We start from the raw sequence: 14,479 nt of genomic DNA, 5'->3' as shown, positions 1-14,479 counted from the left end.
GTGGGAGCCATCGGTGCAGCAGCCAGCAACGGCGGATGCTGAGCCCGGCGAAAGGCCGAACAGCACGCAGGCCATCGAGGGCCTCGACCGACGTGATGCAAAGCCACGTCTGCCGAAGGTGAGGGTGCGGCGTTTTGCGGACCCCTTCGCCGACGGCGATGACGGCGCCAACTGCATCCGCTGCGGGTATCTCGTCGAGCGGGCCCGGGAAGCACGTGGCCTGTGGACGTGCTCGAAGTGTGGCTGATGCGCCTGCGGTGACACTGCCGAGTGCGCTAATGATCATTACGGCAAACACCCGCGAACGGTGAGCCAAAATCAATACTACCCCTACAAACTTGGGCCCTCTCTTCAAACGGATCCGTCATTTCAGAGGATAGAGGTAAAGCGGGTCATACCGTCTTTCCTTCGCGCCGGCGACCAACGAGGCCAAAGCGAGCACCAAATGGATCCTCTGTAACCACGGCAAAATCACCGCCGGAGATCTGGTCGGGGCCGCTCAACACGCGTCTCCCAGCGCTCGTCAGGCGCCCGATAGCATCGTTGACTTCGGGAACGAGGATGTAAAAGCGCCAGCCAAGGACTTCGCCGGGCGGCACGTTCATGGTGGCGCCCAGGCCGACGAGCCGGGCATAAAGGGCCAGCATCGACCACGCCCTCGCTGTCTGGGCAAATTGCCCCACGGTGTCGCGAAATGCATTGGGCCAAAGCTGCTCCCAACGGCAGCATGCTCAAAGGCTGACAGGCAAACTGCCCAACGCTGGACTTCAAGTTCAAATTTGAATCCGCTGCTCCTCATGATACCGCCAGACTTCGTCGGTTCATTTTTCGTTTCAGCAGCGTCGGGCAACGAGGGCAGAATGCCAAGGATACCGCGTGAGGAGCATGCGACGATCGTCCGCAGGGTCGATGTCGAGGGACACAAGGTGGCCGAGGTTGCCGCGGCCTATGGCTGCACGCCCGCCAACATCTACGCCATCCTGAGCAAGCTGCGCCGTCAGGCCACTAGCGAGGCTGCTCCAGCCCCGGCACCGCCAGGGCCAGTCACAGCCGACGCTGATGACGCACCCGTGGCGGCGCGGGCTACCACGGTCGACCTCTTTGCTGCCCCGCCCGCGGGACCGCCGGAACCCCTGCCTTCGCTCCCGCTGGCGTCGAATGCGCCAGTTTTGCCTCCAACTGAGCCGGCGGGGCCACCACCAACCTCGCCAAGCGAGCCTGCCCGCACAGAGCCAAAGCCAAGAGCCGTCACTCCCAGTCGGGCTGCACGGACTGCAGCGTCAAAGCCGGCCGCACCGGTGTCACCACCGCGGGCGGGCAAGGCTGGGTACGCCCTGCTGATGCGGACCAGCGACGGCGAGGAAGCGGTGAACCCCTTCCGCTCGCTCGAGGAGTTGCTGTCCGCGGCAAAACCCCTCCTGCGGACCGCGGCGCGCAGCCCAGAGCCAGTCTGGTTCTCGATCCAGCAGATCGACCTTGACGCCTTGGGCGATGACTTCTGATCCGGCGACCCAAGCAGACCATGTCAGCTGAGGACTGAGTTGATCGCCTCCTCCGCGGCGCCCAGGCGCTATCGCTGGCTCGACGTACTCGACCCCACCCATCACTGCAGTTTCCTGATCGACGGCGTGCCGGTACGCTTCTTCCGGGGCGACACTGAAGATCCTAGCAAGCGCACTCTGGTCCAGCGGGGGATTAAGGCGCAGCAGCTTGCCCTCGCTCTCGGGACGGCGAAGGGATCGGAAGACATCTTGTTGTACGGGTCAGCGGCCTGGACACACTGAGCCCTGCTCGCGTCTAGGGTCATGCGGTCCGGATGTACTCCGGCCGCCCAAGCTCGAGCATGTGGTTCAGCGCCTTGGTAGCGATGGCCACCTCGGTCGTCTGGCGTCCATCAGTTTGTGAGTGTAGCCCGTCACCGATGACGCGCTTCCATCTTGAGATGTCCGCCTCCACCAGGGCACGAATGTTGTGTCCTGACGCCTGCTGCCAGCCCATGCGCCCACGCTCGGCAATACAGCGCAAATGTGCATCCCGCTGTGTCGGCGCGGTCTCGACTGTGCCGCTCGACACCGCATTCGCACGCGGCCGAACGATGATGGAGGCATGTGGATGCCGCGCCGCAACCTCGGCACAGACGTCGTCTCGGTCGTAGGCTCCATCGCCGGTGAAGGACGCCACGGAACCGTCGACCCCGTCGAGCAGGGAGCCAACTTGCGAGCCGTCATCGGCATCCTTGCTGGTCAACACCGAGGTGACGACCTGGCCGGTGTCGGCGTCAGTGGCGAGGTGGAGCATCTTCCAGGCTCGGCGCCGCTTGGTGCCGTGCTTCTCCTCCAGCCAACCGCCGGGACCGCACAGCCGCAGGCCGGTGCTGTCCACTAGCAGGTGCACCGGCTCGCGCCCGCAGCGTGGCCGCGGCACCTCCAGCGTCTCGGCCCGACGGCTCAGGGTGGAGTGGTCCGGCACCGCAAGGTCGAGGCCAAGCAGCTGCAGAATGGAGCCAATCAGGCCTTCGGTTTGGCGCAGCGCCAGGCGGAACAAGGCACGCAGCGTCAGGGCGGTTGCGATCGCCAGGTCCGAGTACTTCGCTTGGCCACCCCGGCCAGTGCGCGCCTCGGCGCGCCACCCTGCAATCGCCTCGGCCGTGAACCATACAGTCAGGCTGCCACGGGCGCGCAGCCCGGCATCGTACTCAGCTGAGTTGGTGACCTTCTGGCGCTGCTTGGGGATGTGGTGCCGGCGATCGGCGTTGACCTTGAACGGCATGCCGGGCGTCCCTCACGGCTCGAGGGCTCCCCTCTCTGCCAGGCTACTCCAAGGCGCCCGACCGAGCGACCTATGCAACAAGATACCATCGCGGGAGTTCTGTTGCGGCCCTGATCCAAGGATTGGGTGACCGCGTCTCTGACATCACGAGGCCAATGCTTCCGACACCATCATGCGGCGGCCCATGCCGACCGCGGAGAGAACCGTGATCCGGCCGGGACGCCATTCGCCGCAAGGCAGGTGAATAAAGGGCTTGATCTCCAAGCCCGCCATAAGAGAACAGATACCCACCAGGGCGATGACATCGGCCGGGTATTGGGTTGGTTCAGCGGCCCGGCGCTGCGCTCGTTGGACTGCTTGCCGCAGCTCCGGCAGCGGAACCGGCGGTAGCCCTGGGCGGTACGCTCAGGCCGCTCCGCCACAGCAGCGGAGCCACAGGCTACACAGTCCATTCCTGACCCCCGTTCCCTCGCCTCGGGAGGTTAACAGTCCTATTCCAGCCGGCCAAATGCCCTACCGGCGCGAGACCTGACAAAGCCATACTTCCCAAGCGTCGTAAATCCGCAGAAATCCTCCACTTTCAGCCTATTTCACGGCTGATTAAATACAATGCCAATCTAATCTCGGATGGCAACATCGCCCATAATCTAGTAGGCTAAACTAACGTAAACTCCATGTGTGGATTACGTGTCGACTCACCACGGCGTTTTGCATGGTCTTTTCACGCTGTGATCTGCGCAGATCGGCCTGCATTTATATCCAGGGTGGTTCCAGAGATGAAGTGCGCCGCTGGCCCTGCGAGGAATGCAACTCCATCGGCGATATCCTGCGGTCGAAGGGCTCCAACAGGAAGGGCATTTTGCATTGCCTTCGCATTCGTACCTGCATCTCCGCTGCTAAATCCGCCACCGGTACGGCGCAACATAGCTGTATCGACTGCTGTCGGGGCGACCGCGTTAACTGTAATCCCTTCGGGGCCAAGCTGAGCAGCGAGGGACTTCATCATCCCGGTAAGCGCCCATTTGGTAGTTGAGTAGCTCATTGAGTCGGGAACCCCCAGCCGAGCCTGAAGAGATGTGATAATGATGATGCGCGCCCCGGGCCTCTTGAGACTAGGCAAAGCAGCTAGAGCTGTTTGCATAGTGCCTGTTAGGTTCACGTCCACAACAGCACGCCAGCTCTCGGGATCTAAGGTTTCCAACCGGTCATCTACAGCGACGCCAGCATTTGCAACCAGAATGTCAAGCGCACCGAACTCTGAAACCGCGCGTCTCGTCGCCCCCTCGATTGCTGCACGGTCACGAATGTCAGCAACGAGAGGCAAAGTCCTCACTCCTTCAGCGCTTGTGAGGCGTACAGATTCTTGAAGGTCCTCCAAACTGGCGAGGCGATACCCACGCACGGCTGGGATTGCATTGGGGTCAGCTATGTCAAGCAAAGCTACATCGGCGCCATGCCGCGCGAGTGTGATCGAAATCGCGCGGCCGATTCCCCTGGCTGCCCCGGTGACGAGTGCTGACTTCCCCAGCAGTGGACGCGAAGAGCTATGTGGCTGCCCCACAGCGTCCCTCGCAAGGGATATGCCGGCCCCAAGGACAGCAGAAGATGTGAACGATCGACGCGACGGCATTTGAGCCCCCCATTCTGAGCGAATTTAGCAGAAACGCGCTTGGTCGGTCCGACTGAACCTCCTCCAGCACGGGCCTGCTACTCTCAGCTGCTTTGAAAGCCGTGTCGCCGGCATCTCCGGGCCCGCCAAGCGAGCCGTACTCGCCCCTGCATCTTCGCGGCAACTGTATGCCAGTTAACGGACAAAGCAGCGTCGCTGTTAACATCCCTGCAAATGCCTGCGAGTTTCAAGGTCGAGCATCGGTCCCAATCTGAAGACGCCAACCAGACGATGCTAGTTGCTGCCACGGCGAATTATCGCCCAGCCGGTCCCCCAGCCGCTGCCAGCTTGCCGCGCACTAGGACGGTGTACGAGCCCTGGCTGGCCGGACGACATCTCCCAGAGACCCATCTTCGTCGCTTGTCCGCAGTCTAGCCAACGTGGACCCGGAGCATTTCCCTCGTTTCGTAAACCGAAGCCGCGGTCTGTTACGTGCAAAGTCCAAGCTGTTCCAGTAAACTCACCAGACGTAGCAAGCCTCACTAATCCAAGATCGGTCACGCCGTCGAGCCAAGCTTCAGCCGTACTGATAGTGGTGCTCCGGAAGGCGAAAAAGCCGCCTCCGATATGGTGGACGCGCCACCATATCGTTTGGCTCCTCTCATCAACCTCAGTGGTGACGCGCACTTCGGTCGGAGAAACCGCTTGCAGGAACGCCCTGTCATGGGAATGGTGACCCTGGCATTCCAAGGCCACAACTTCTCTATCCTCGAACGGTGCGTTCATTTTCCCTATATGTCGAAATACGCTATCATTATCGACGGGGCTCGACTGTTCAGCAGCGGCCGGCATAAGGAAGGCGGCCAACAGAAGCGAAACGCCCATTTTGACATGAACCGCCATTTTACCCCTCCTCGCCGTGCAACCTCTTTGCCATTTCAGATTCTTCTGATACGCAGTTTCTATGCGACGGGACCGCCACAGCCCACGGGTAGCCTGAAACGGCTTGGCTGAGGGATGGATGGTTTGACCAGTGGATGAAAAAGGATCATGGAAAAATAAGCACTTCATGCAACCGGTAGTGGATTTCTACTTGATCCATAAATCTTGCATGGAGTTACGATATTATCCGCGACTAATTTGCTGCTCCGATCGCCAGATCTGCGCCAAGCGGCACGTAGCTCGGATCGAGCCGATTATCCGGGTCATCTACGGGTAGGACAACGCGAAAGCTTATATCCGGACTCTGCGCGACGTTAATTGTCGCATGAATTAATGCTCCTTCATCACTAGGCCGGATCGCCCTCGCGGGAAGAGGAAGGCGGAACAATTCATTGCCTCGGCGGACTTCAAGCTCCAACTGCATTTCACGTGCGTCCAGCGCGCATGGATGTTGCAGCTGAATGGCCACTTCGAGCTGGTTAGACCCGCGCCAATTGACCTGTTGGAGTCGTGTCACCGCCCCAGAGGTAACAGGCAGTGCTCGAAAAACCTGATAGTCAGCAATCAGCAGAACGTCGCGTGGTTCGGAGGGGGATCGCAGCTGACTTCGAACGGCTGCCTCGACGCCCATTCGTAGTCCGTGGGTATGCAGTATCGCCGAACCCGATCGATCGGGCTGTGCATAAAGGAATCTACTTCGGTCCTTTAGCAATATCTCACCTGTCGCGGAAAGGGGCAGCCAGTAAACAATGCCATTACCAGCTCGCGGATCAACGCGGCTCGCAGCTCCTTGTACGCCGACGCTCCGGCTGTAGCCTAGCAGTCCTCGTGTGCTGGAGAGGTAGTATGTATCCCGATTTGGGCCGGCAGACTGGTGCAAATGCCAAATTGCTGCCCCTTCAGTGCCTGGGACTAAGCTAATCCGTTCACGGCCACGTTCGTAGAGGAGCAGGCCGCTCTCGGTGCCAATGAGAAATTCCCCGTTTGCGTTCGGGATGGCTGTCCAGGTTGCTACTACCAAGCTGTTGAGGTTGACTCCATGGTATTCGACCGCGCTCGTGGACCAGCCTCCCCATCCGAGTTCAGCGTGATGCCAATTCCTCCAGCCAGACTGTACTAGTAGCGAATTACTGGAGAGGGGCAGCCACGCTGTGATAACGCCGTTCACGTTTCCACTTGCCTTAGTTATAGAACCATTTGGGCGGTCAGCATCGGGGAGTTTGTAATAGAATAGTCCCGAATCAGAAGAAATAAGAAGATCTCCTGAGTCAGTTTTATACCATGTATGGATGAAGCTGGGCGATTGATCCTGATCCTCCGCTGGCACAGGGGATAGTTGCCGGAGGCCAGGGTCGTAAAGCGAGAGTCCTCGCCGACCGATTACCAATGTCTTACCAGAGCTGAGATCGTATGCACCGAGTGTGATGTCAGTTCTGATGTCGCCTAGCTCGCTTACGGATCGGCCGTCATAAACAAGCAAGAGATGATTAAGTCCAGAGGTCGCATGTAGAACCGTGTGCGAGGATCCTGGTGTACGTCGCTCCTCAGCTTCTGGCGGCGTGCGCCAGAAAACACGTGATCGCCTCGTTGGCCCCGTCAAGCGCTCTGGCATTAACGGCCCGCCATCAAGGGTTATATGGTACCAGGCCCGCTCCTCCTGGATAAGCACTGCGCTTCCTAAGCGCGACCATTCTATCACACGGCCAAACCCGGGCCTCGATATTTTTCGTAATTCGTTGCCGTTAAAAACGTATAGCCCGTCGTCGGCGGAAATAAGAAGGGCGTTCAGCTCGTTGAGTCGCATCCATTTTCGGATCCGCCCTGCAGCCCGGCCGGGGACTTCGGTTGCTTCTGGCGCCTCCCCAGCGCGCAAAACGAGTGAAAAGATTCCATTTTCCAGTGCAATGATGAGGCGCTCTGACCATCGCTCTCCGCTGGAGGCTGCCCAGATTAACCAGTCTTGTATCGTGCCTGCGTTACCGCCGCGCTCAGAATTGGCGACGTTCAAGCGCGAGAGTATAAGTCCGTCATACCTCCAAATGCCTCGCTCGGCGACAAGTACCGCGTTGTCTGGTACACCTCGAGCCCCAAAGATTCGGCCAGTCAACGATGCGGCTGGGGCTTGATATAGGTCTCGCGCTAACGGGGGCGAAACAGGAAAGACGCAGAGGTTGTTCGGAGCTTGGGAGGGATCGAGCGAACGAGGAAATATAGGCGGTATCGTTGTATCTCCTGGTAAGGTTCGGTTCCCGAGAGGCCGCCTTTCGATTGGTGGAAGATCGGGAGCGGGATCGAGCGGGAGCCCCATGTTTGCGAGTGCGCCAATAGCAGCTGAAAGTGGAACCATTGCAGCGTATCCCGGCCGCGGACGTTCGTCGGTCAGCACGCCTGAATGGATCCCAACTACGGTACCTTCAGCTGAGAGGTATGGTGCCCCGCTAAGGCCACCTGCACTGGTTGCACGGAATATAATACTTCCCTGCGGCCCTGCGGTGGTGTCCAAATGGGCCACCTCGGGCGTCTCAGAAAGTGGCAAACCTGATCGAAAGCCTATGAATGCGAGGCTTCGGTGTGATGTGTCGCGGAAGCGGCCGAGGCGCATACCCGCTATACTCGCGTTCATTCGGCCAGGTGGCTTTATGAGAATAGCACCGAGATCCGGTCCGCCTAGGTATACTATACATTCCGCAAACACCGGATCGCCGCCAGTGTTTCCGATCCGGAGAGTAAGTGTCGCCTCATCCACCGGCTGGCAGGTGTTCGGTGGAACCGCTTGCTGGTTTATGCCGCGGGCGGTTGGATCAACAACACCAAATATATTATGCGCAGCGGTAAGGACAAACAGACCACCTCGCTCCGACCGGACCAGAAATCCGGTGCCCTTCCGGCCAGCCATCTCTACGTAGACAAGTGCTTCGCGGTGCTCAGCTGTCCAAGCAGCAGCGGGCGAGGATGGCAGCTGCGCAGTTGCAGTGCCTGCCCCCATTGTGAGCAGCAGCGTCAGCGCCGTGATACCATAGCGGAGAAACAGTTTGTCCCTTTGTCGGGAAGATGCCGTTCCGTTCGGCATGGTTAGTGTCAGCATGGCTAGTTCCTCGGGTACCATAGCTGTAGAGCCGCTAGATCACCCACGCTTAATCGAGGCGCCCCCCCCCGGTATATGTTGTTGCAATAGTTCATAATGGAACTTTCGTCGTAGTCGCCGACCCGCAACGGTCGGAAGCCATGAAAATCCTGTGGTGGGTGCAACGCTTGTGCGCATCGGGGTTGGCGGCTGGCAGCCTCCTGGCGAATGTGTTCGTGGAGGAAGCCAAGGGAGTGGAGGAACTCGTGGATAGCGACGACCGCTATACATTCGTCATTGCGTCCTCGGCAGCTTTCGAACCCTGCAAACTCGTCAAGTTGAAAGTTCAAGGTCATTTGTGTTGGCAGTTCCTGGTAGTCCCCGAAGTGACCAAATCGCCTTAGCAATCGCCCGTCCGGATCACGAGCGAACTGGCGCCCGACGTGACTGACAGGCCATGTATGATCGGAAACGGCAATGCGGATGCCCAGATCTGACTCGCCGCACGCCGGCCAGGATGTATTAAATTCCACTCCTGACTGGTTTTCGATGTGCTCCTTCACTGCAGAACGCACCATGCGCCGTTGTGCCTCGTGCCGCGGTTCTGGAGAGTTCCAGCACACTCTGACAGGTCGCGAGGTGGGCGGCCAGTAACCCTCCTGATCAAGGTAAGCTTCGGGACCGATGCGGGGAGCTTGTTGCGCGAATGCCGACAGCAGTCCAAAGTAGGCGTACGCGGTGGTAAGTGCGGCACGTACGCCTAATTTTAATGAGCTTCTGCGCATGGCAGCTTCCTCCTATGGACTCTCCGACGAGCGGCACAGACTGCCGTCGCGTAAGTTTCAGCCCGCTTCGGGGCATATTGATGTTGGCCCCGGCCTCCGCTTGGACATTGAGTGAGGTAGTTTGGACAATCGCACATCCAGAGCGAAAAGCGGGACGAGGCTAGTGGATTTCTAACCTAAGCCATAGCGGATGCGCTGTTTCTCGACCAGTTCGGTCGTACTTTCCATGCTGATTGAAGGGCGTGCTGACGCCGGCAAGCAATCATCTTTGAACGTGACCTTTGGACCGGCCAATCAACTTCCGAGTAGTTCTGTAATTTCTCGTTCCTCATAACAGCTGCGAAAATGCTGCTTGCTCGGCTGAGGCGCTACGTTGCGCAAAGGTTCTGTTCTCTTATGCCTTGCCACAACGTCTTGCCATTGCCGTCGACGATGCAGACCGAGGTCTGCTCCAGTAATACGTCCAGCCCAACATAGTGGTCCATGACAGTCCTCCTGGCTGCAGCATCAAGGACCAGATAGTATCAGGCCCCGCTTTGCCGCTGGAAGACATCAGCCCGCCATAACCCATGTCAGCGTCCACGCGCTACGTCGGTCTTTCACGCTCCATAGCGGCTCTTCCGGAGCAAGAGCATTGCCTTTGATTTCAGTGCGAAGCTATGAAAAGAGCTTGTTAAACAGCTCCGGTTGGGCGTCGAGAAGGCGGCGAGCCATTTGGTTAGCGTAGAACATGTCGGAGCTCGCCTGCGTGGGCAAGACGATCTTTGTATAGTCCGGCGCATCTTTATTGAGACTGAAGGTGGCGAGTCCAACGCCGTGAATACTGCAAAGTGCTTTCAAGCGGCCGAAATCATCTTTGCTGATGGTACCCGGAACCACGATATAGCTCTTGTGAGGGGATAGCCGGTAGGCCACGGCCTTACCGAAGGCGACGACCGGTTGATTTAGATAGATCTTGATCTCCGCCGACACGGTCTGCGGCTCGAACTTAAGCAGGGGCATTGTCAACTTCGTGGTCGCTGGCCGTAACGAAGAGACTGGGCCATGCTGGCGAGATGATGCCCGAGCCCACCACCTACCCTGGCTACCGCTTCCCAGCCGAGAATATCAGCCACGGCGTCTGGCTGTACTGTGAGAGTATCCAGGCCGCTCGGCGGGTCTGACCCCTGATCTCTACTGACCGCGTGTCCTGAGGTGGATCTGTCGGCCTTCCGAGCGGCACCGGCGGTCAAGCGGGATGTGACCTCATAGGAACTTGGCGGTGTTCGTCCCATCACAGTCCTGTCCCCCTGCTGGACTGCCGGACCCTCACCCGTTCCGGAGACCCGGCACAATGAACGAGGCCACCTCATCAGACGTCATAATCGGTGCCGACACACACAAGCAGACCCACACCGCCATCGCCATCACCACGCTTGGTGCGCGTGTGGGAGAGTTGACTGTCTCCGCCTGCACACAAGGCTACTACGACCTGGAGGCTTGGGCCGCCTCGCTGGGATCCATCCGCAGCTTCGCCATCGAGGGGACCGGGTCCTACGGCGCGGGCCTGTCGCGGTTCTTGCGCGAGAGGCGGCATACCGTCCGTGAGGTCTGCCGGCCTGATAGGCGAGCTCGCCACCAGCACGGCAAGGCAGACCACCTCGACGCCGAGGTCGCAGCCTGCACACTCCTCAGCGGCTATCGCGCGGCCGTTCCAAAGTCGGGGAGGAGCGAGGCTGAGATGATCAGGCACCTCAAAGTTGCCCGTGACACCGCGGTCAAGGCACGCACGCAAGCCATGCTCACGCTGAAGTCACTCATCGTCGAGGCCCCCGCTGCCCTCCGCGAGCAGCTCGAGGCTCTTCGGGGCAAGAAGATGCTGTTGCGGCACCTCGCTGCGCTACGGCCCGGCGCGGTCACCACAACGGTGGCTTCGGCCAAGACCAGCCTGCGTGCCATTGCCCGATGTCAAACGACATCAGGAACCCAGCCACCGGCGACACCGAAGACCCAGCCACCCCGGTCACGCTGATGCCCCGGCCGGAGCCGGTGCGACATTGGATTTGTGCAGCCCGGACCGCCGCTTCTCCCGCAGACGATAGCTGTCGCCACGGATGGTCAGCACGTCGCTGTGGTGCAGCAGCCGGTCCAGAATGGCTGTCGCTACCACCTGGTCGTTTAGGACGATCCCCCACTCGCTGACGCTGCGGTTGCTGGTCACCAGATTGCTGCCCCGCTCGTAACGGCAGCTCACCAGGGCAAAGAACAAGTGCGCGGCATGCGGCTCGAGCGGCAGGTAGCCGAACTCGTCGATGATCAGCAGCTTCGGCTTGGCGTAGCGCGTCAGCTTTTCCTCCAGCCGCCCTTCCGCCTGCGCCTTCATCAGGTCGGTGATAAGCGCCATGGCCGAAGTGAACAGCACGGAGTAGCCCTGCTGTACCGCCTCGCGCCCGAGGGCGACCGCGAGATGGCTTTTCCCCACCCCCGGCGGCCCCTGGACCAGCAGCGTGTCGCCGTTCGCTACCCAGCGGCAGGCGGCCAGGTCGCGGACCTGCTTGGGATCGAGCGAGGGCTGGGCAGCGAAGTCGAAGCCTTCCAGCGTGCGCACATAGGGGAACTTAGCAATGCTCAGCCCCATCTGGATGCGCCGCTCCTCGCGGTGCGCCACCTCGGCTGCGCATAACAGGCCCAGCGCCTCGGGCAGGTTGAGGTCGCGTCGAGCCGCCTCGTCCAGCAGGACGTCGAGGCGGTCACGCAGCGCCGTCAGCTTCAGCCGCCCCAGCATCTCGGGCAGGGAGGATGCCGCGGCGCCGCTCACCACGCGCCTCCCGTCACCTGCTCGTACTCGGCCAACGGCCGCAGGAGATCGGCGCCAGGCGCCAGCGCCTCCACCACGCCGTCGAGCCGCGGCTCGCCTTGAGCACCCACCACGATGCCGCGCAGGTGGGCACGATCCACGGCGCGCTCGCGCCGACCCCGCCGTTGCCCATGACGTGCCACCTCGGCGCCCGCATGGCTGATCCGCACCTCGCCGTCGTTGACCACCACGCTGACCTGGGCGCCGATCAGCTGCCAGGGCACGCTGTAATGGTTGGTGTCGACGTCCACGCAGCCGTCGTTCTGCACGCAGCGGGTCAGCTCACGCATCTGGCGGAACGGTGGCTTGCCGCCGAGCGGACGCAGCGCCTGCCGCTCCTCGCGCTCGAACCGCAGCATCGGCACTTCGCCCGTGGTGCCGTGCACGCGCTGGTCGGCGATCTCGCGCATCCACCACGCCAGGTGCGCCTCCAGCGCCGCCCAGCTGGCGAAGCTCCGGCCCGCGATGGCATTGCGCTTGACGTAGCCGACCCCGCGCTCGTCCTTGCCCTTGGTCCGCGCCCGGTACGGCGCACAGGCCACTGGCCGCACGTCCCAGTACCGCGCGAAGGCGTGCAAGCGGGCGTTGAACACCACCTCCCGGGTGGCCGGGTCATGGTGCTCGACCAGCGCCTTGGCATTGTCGAGCAGCACCTCCTTGGGCAGGCCGCCGAAATGCCGGAACCCACCCTCCAGCCCCTCGAACCAGGCTGACTGCCGCTCGTGCCGGAAGGCGTGGGCATAGACCCGGCGCGAGTAGCCGAGGGTCGCCACAAACAGGTAGACCCGCACCTGCTCATCGCCGATCGCCACCCAACGCTCGCCGAAGTCGATCTGCAGTTGCCGCCCCGGTGGCGTCTCGAAGCGCACCGTCGCCAGCGCCTCCGCCGCGAGCTCGCGCCGCAAGTCCGCCACCGCCCGCTCGACCGTGCGCAGGCTGACAACAATCCCCAGCTCGGCCGACAGCTCCTGGCGCACCAGGTCGGCATTGCCGCGATGGCGGCGCAGCCGCGCGGCCAGCCACGCCCCATGCCCGGCCAGCGCCCCGGGCCGCTCGGGCGTGCGATACGGCGCCCACCCGCCCGCGCCGAGGTAGCGCTGCACGGTCTCGCGGTTGCAACCGAGTTCCGCCGCGATCCGCCGCGTGCCCCAGCCCAGATCCCGTAGCCGCAGCATCGCCGCCACCTCGTCCGGCATCCTCATCGACTGCCCCCGCCCACTGGCCACGGGCGGAACAACGCTCATCTGGTCAGACACCCTGTCTCTCCCTCTCTAGCCAGGGGTGGCTGGGTTCCTGATGTCGCCGCCGGATGGGTTTTGCATGTCGCCCGACAGCCCGACGCTGGCTGGCCCTCGACGACGAAATCCGGGCACACGATGCCCATCTTCAGAAGCTCGTCCAGCGCCGCTCGCCAGCGTTGGTCGAGGCCCATGGCATCGGGGTGGGGACCGCTGCGGAGATGCTGATCTTGGTCGGCGACAATCCCGAGCGCATCCGCTCGGAGGCTGCCCTGGCAAAGCTATGCGGTGCCTGTCCAGTGCCGGCTTCCAGCGGCAAGACCAGCAGGCACCGGCTGAACCGGAGCGGAAACCGGCAGCCAATGCTGCTCTGCACCGCGTCGCCGTCGTGAGAATGCGGGCGCACGAGCCCACGCTTCGCTATGTCAGTCGGCGAACGGCCGAAGGAAAGAGCAAGGCAGAGATCATCCGCTGCCTCAAGCGGTTCATAGTTCGGGGAATCTTCGGCCATCTATGCGCCGCTCCGAAGCCAGCGAGCCCCGCCCCATAAGCCCCTTGACTTATATAGGAGCATCCACCTGTTCAGCCTGAGCCTGCGCGAGGTGGAACTTATCCTGGCCGAGAGAAGCATCGTCGTCAGCCATGAGAGCATTCGGCAGTGGTGCTTCAAGTTCGGCGCCGACTTCGCCCGAAAGCTCCGTCAGCGCAGGCCCAAGCCGGGCGACACTTGGCACCTCGATGAGGTGCTCCTGAAGATCGACGGCGAGCTGCATTATCTCTGGCGCGCGGTGGACCAGCACAGTGTCGTGCTCAACATCCTGGTCCAGGACCGCAGGAACGCCACGGCCGCAAAGTGCCTCTTCGAGCGCTGCACGCTGGGCTGAAGTACAAGCCGAAGCGCCTCGTCACTGACGGCCTGCGTAGCTACGGGGTCGCGCACCGCGAGATCCTGCCCGAGGTGAAGCACCGGACCAGTCGCTCTTAAACAACCGTGCTGAGAACTCTCATCGACCAACGCGGCGCCGAGAGCGCCAGATGCAGAGGTTCAAGTTAGCGGAGCAGGCGCAACGCTTCCTATCATCCCACGCCATGATCTACAGCCACTTCCGTCCGCGGCGTCACCTGATGATCGCGGCACAGTACCGGCGTGCTCGCGCCGCAGCCTTCCGGGTGTGGCGGCAGGAGACGTGCATCCAGATCGCTGCCTGAAGCTCAGCAGCGTACTGCCGCACGATG

Annotated in this window: 11 protein-coding genes and 1 pseudogene; 6 read left to right on the top strand and 6 right to left on the bottom strand. The window is 61.5% G+C overall.

The genetic code is table 11. The features are described from left to right. Positions 1-247 (top strand): hypothetical protein (locus tag EP26_RS37150; protein WP_211259660.1); only part of this gene is annotated, 247 nt, incomplete at its 5' end. A gap of 145 nt (positions 248-392) precedes the next feature. Here EP26_RS37150 and EP26_RS36065 read toward each other — a convergent pair. Then, positions 393-647, bottom strand: a complete 255-nt coding sequence (locus tag EP26_RS36065; RefSeq protein WP_157034013.1) for a VOC family protein — start codon at positions 645-647, stop codon at positions 393-395. A 693-nt stretch (positions 648-1,340) separates the two neighbouring features. On the opposite strand from EP26_RS36065, the gene EP26_RS36060 reads away from it, so the two are divergent. Further along, positions 1,341-1,502 (top strand): hypothetical protein, encoded by a 162-nt coding sequence (locus EP26_RS36060; RefSeq protein WP_157034012.1) that lies wholly within the window; start codon positions 1,341-1,343, stop codon positions 1,500-1,502. A gap of 301 nt (positions 1,503-1,803) precedes the next feature. On the opposite strand, the gene EP26_RS31030 is transcribed toward EP26_RS36060, so the two are convergent. The 3 genes from EP26_RS31030 to EP26_RS31025 all read right to left on the bottom strand — a co-directional run bounded on the left by EP26_RS31030 (position 1,804) and on the right by EP26_RS31025 (position 10,171). Beyond that, positions 1,804-2,769, bottom strand: coding sequence for an IS5 family transposase (locus tag EP26_RS31030; RefSeq protein WP_043345553.1), 966 nt, complete (start codon positions 2,767-2,769; stop codon positions 1,804-1,806). A 721-nt stretch (positions 2,770-3,490) separates the two neighbouring features. Continuing rightward, positions 3,491-4,399 (bottom strand): SDR family oxidoreductase, encoded by a 909-nt coding sequence (locus EP26_RS38980; RefSeq protein ID WP_084113212.1) that lies wholly within the window; start codon positions 4,397-4,399, stop codon positions 3,491-3,493. Between the two features lie 5,427 nt (positions 4,400-9,826). Continuing rightward, positions 9,827-10,171, bottom strand: coding sequence for a hypothetical protein (locus tag EP26_RS31025; protein WP_211259659.1), 345 nt, complete (start codon positions 10,169-10,171; stop codon positions 9,827-9,829). A gap of 331 nt (positions 10,172-10,502) precedes the next feature. Here EP26_RS31025 and EP26_RS31020 point away from each other — a divergent pair, with 331 nt between their 5' ends. Beyond that, on the top strand, positions 10,503-11,180 hold the full coding sequence (locus EP26_RS31020; RefSeq protein WP_052389916.1) for an IS110 family transposase: 678 nt from the start codon (positions 10,503-10,505) through the stop codon (positions 11,178-11,180). Here the strand turns inward: EP26_RS31020 and istB are convergent. After that, positions 11,172-11,966 (bottom strand): IS21-like element helper ATPase IstB, encoded by a 795-nt coding sequence (istB, locus tag EP26_RS31015; RefSeq protein WP_281177184.1) that lies wholly within the window; start codon positions 11,964-11,966, stop codon positions 11,172-11,174. The two genes, EP26_RS31020 and istB, sit on opposite strands and share 9 nt — an antisense overlap. After that, positions 11,963-13,249, bottom strand: a complete 1,287-nt coding sequence (gene istA, locus EP26_RS31010; protein ID WP_084113211.1) for an IS21 family transposase — start codon at positions 13,247-13,249, stop codon at positions 11,963-11,965. The genes istB and istA overlap by 4 nt, the downstream gene beginning before the upstream one ends. Positions 13,250-13,314: 65 nt before the next feature. On the opposite strand from istA, the gene EP26_RS38975 reads away from it, so the two are divergent. From EP26_RS38975 to EP26_RS38970, 3 genes and pseudogenes are all read left to right on the top strand, one after another. Beyond that, on the top strand, positions 13,315-13,635 hold the full coding sequence (locus tag EP26_RS38975; RefSeq protein WP_408735134.1) for a transposase: 321 nt from the start codon (positions 13,315-13,317) through the stop codon (positions 13,633-13,635). Positions 13,636-13,845: 210 nt separating this feature from the next. Then, positions 13,846-14,127, top strand: coding sequence for a DDE-type integrase/transposase/recombinase (locus EP26_RS38445; RefSeq protein ID WP_052389915.1), 282 nt, complete (start codon positions 13,846-13,848; stop codon positions 14,125-14,127). 97 nt (positions 14,128-14,224) lie between these two features. Beyond that, positions 14,225-14,452 (top strand): annotated as a pseudogene (locus EP26_RS38970) (hypothetical protein); the annotation flags it as partial. Positions 14,453-14,479: the final 27 nt, after the last annotated feature.

The sequence above is a fragment of the Belnapia moabensis DSM 16746 genome (assembly GCF_000745835.1).
In the GTDB taxonomy this organism is placed as follows: Bacteria; Pseudomonadota; Alphaproteobacteria; order Acetobacterales; family Acetobacteraceae; genus Belnapia; species Belnapia moabensis.
The sequence above is the reverse complement of the archived record's forward strand: the minus strand, read 5'-3'. Positions and strand labels throughout refer to the sequence as shown.

Bases quoted from the DNA above. Each gene is read 5' to 3' on its own strand.
- EP26_RS36065 (WP_157034013.1), bottom strand. From the start codon at position 647: ATGCTGGCCCTTTATGCCCGGCTCGTCGGCCTGGGCGCCACCATGAAC.
- EP26_RS36060 (WP_157034012.1), top strand. From the start codon at position 1,341: ATGCGGACCAGCGACGGCGAGGAAGCGGTGAACCCCTTCCGCTCGCTC.
- EP26_RS31030 (WP_043345553.1), bottom strand. From the start codon at position 2,769: ATGCCGTTCAAGGTCAACGCCGATCGCCGGCACCACATCCCCAAGCAG.
- EP26_RS38980 (WP_084113212.1), bottom strand. From the start codon at position 4,399: ATGCCGTCGCGTCGATCGTTCACATCTTCTGCTGTCCTTGGGGCCGGC.
- EP26_RS31025 (WP_211259659.1), bottom strand. From the start codon at position 10,171: ATGCCCCTGCTTAAGTTCGAGCCGCAGACCGTGTCGGCGGAGATCAAG.
- EP26_RS31020 (WP_052389916.1), top strand. From the start codon at position 10,503: ATGAACGAGGCCACCTCATCAGACGTCATAATCGGTGCCGACACACAC.
- istA (WP_084113211.1), bottom strand. From the start codon at position 13,249: ATGAGCGTTGTTCCGCCCGTGGCCAGTGGGCGGGGGCAGTCGATGAGG.
- EP26_RS38975 (WP_408735134.1), top strand. From the start codon at position 13,315: ATGGGTTTTGCATGTCGCCCGACAGCCCGACGCTGGCTGGCCCTCGAC.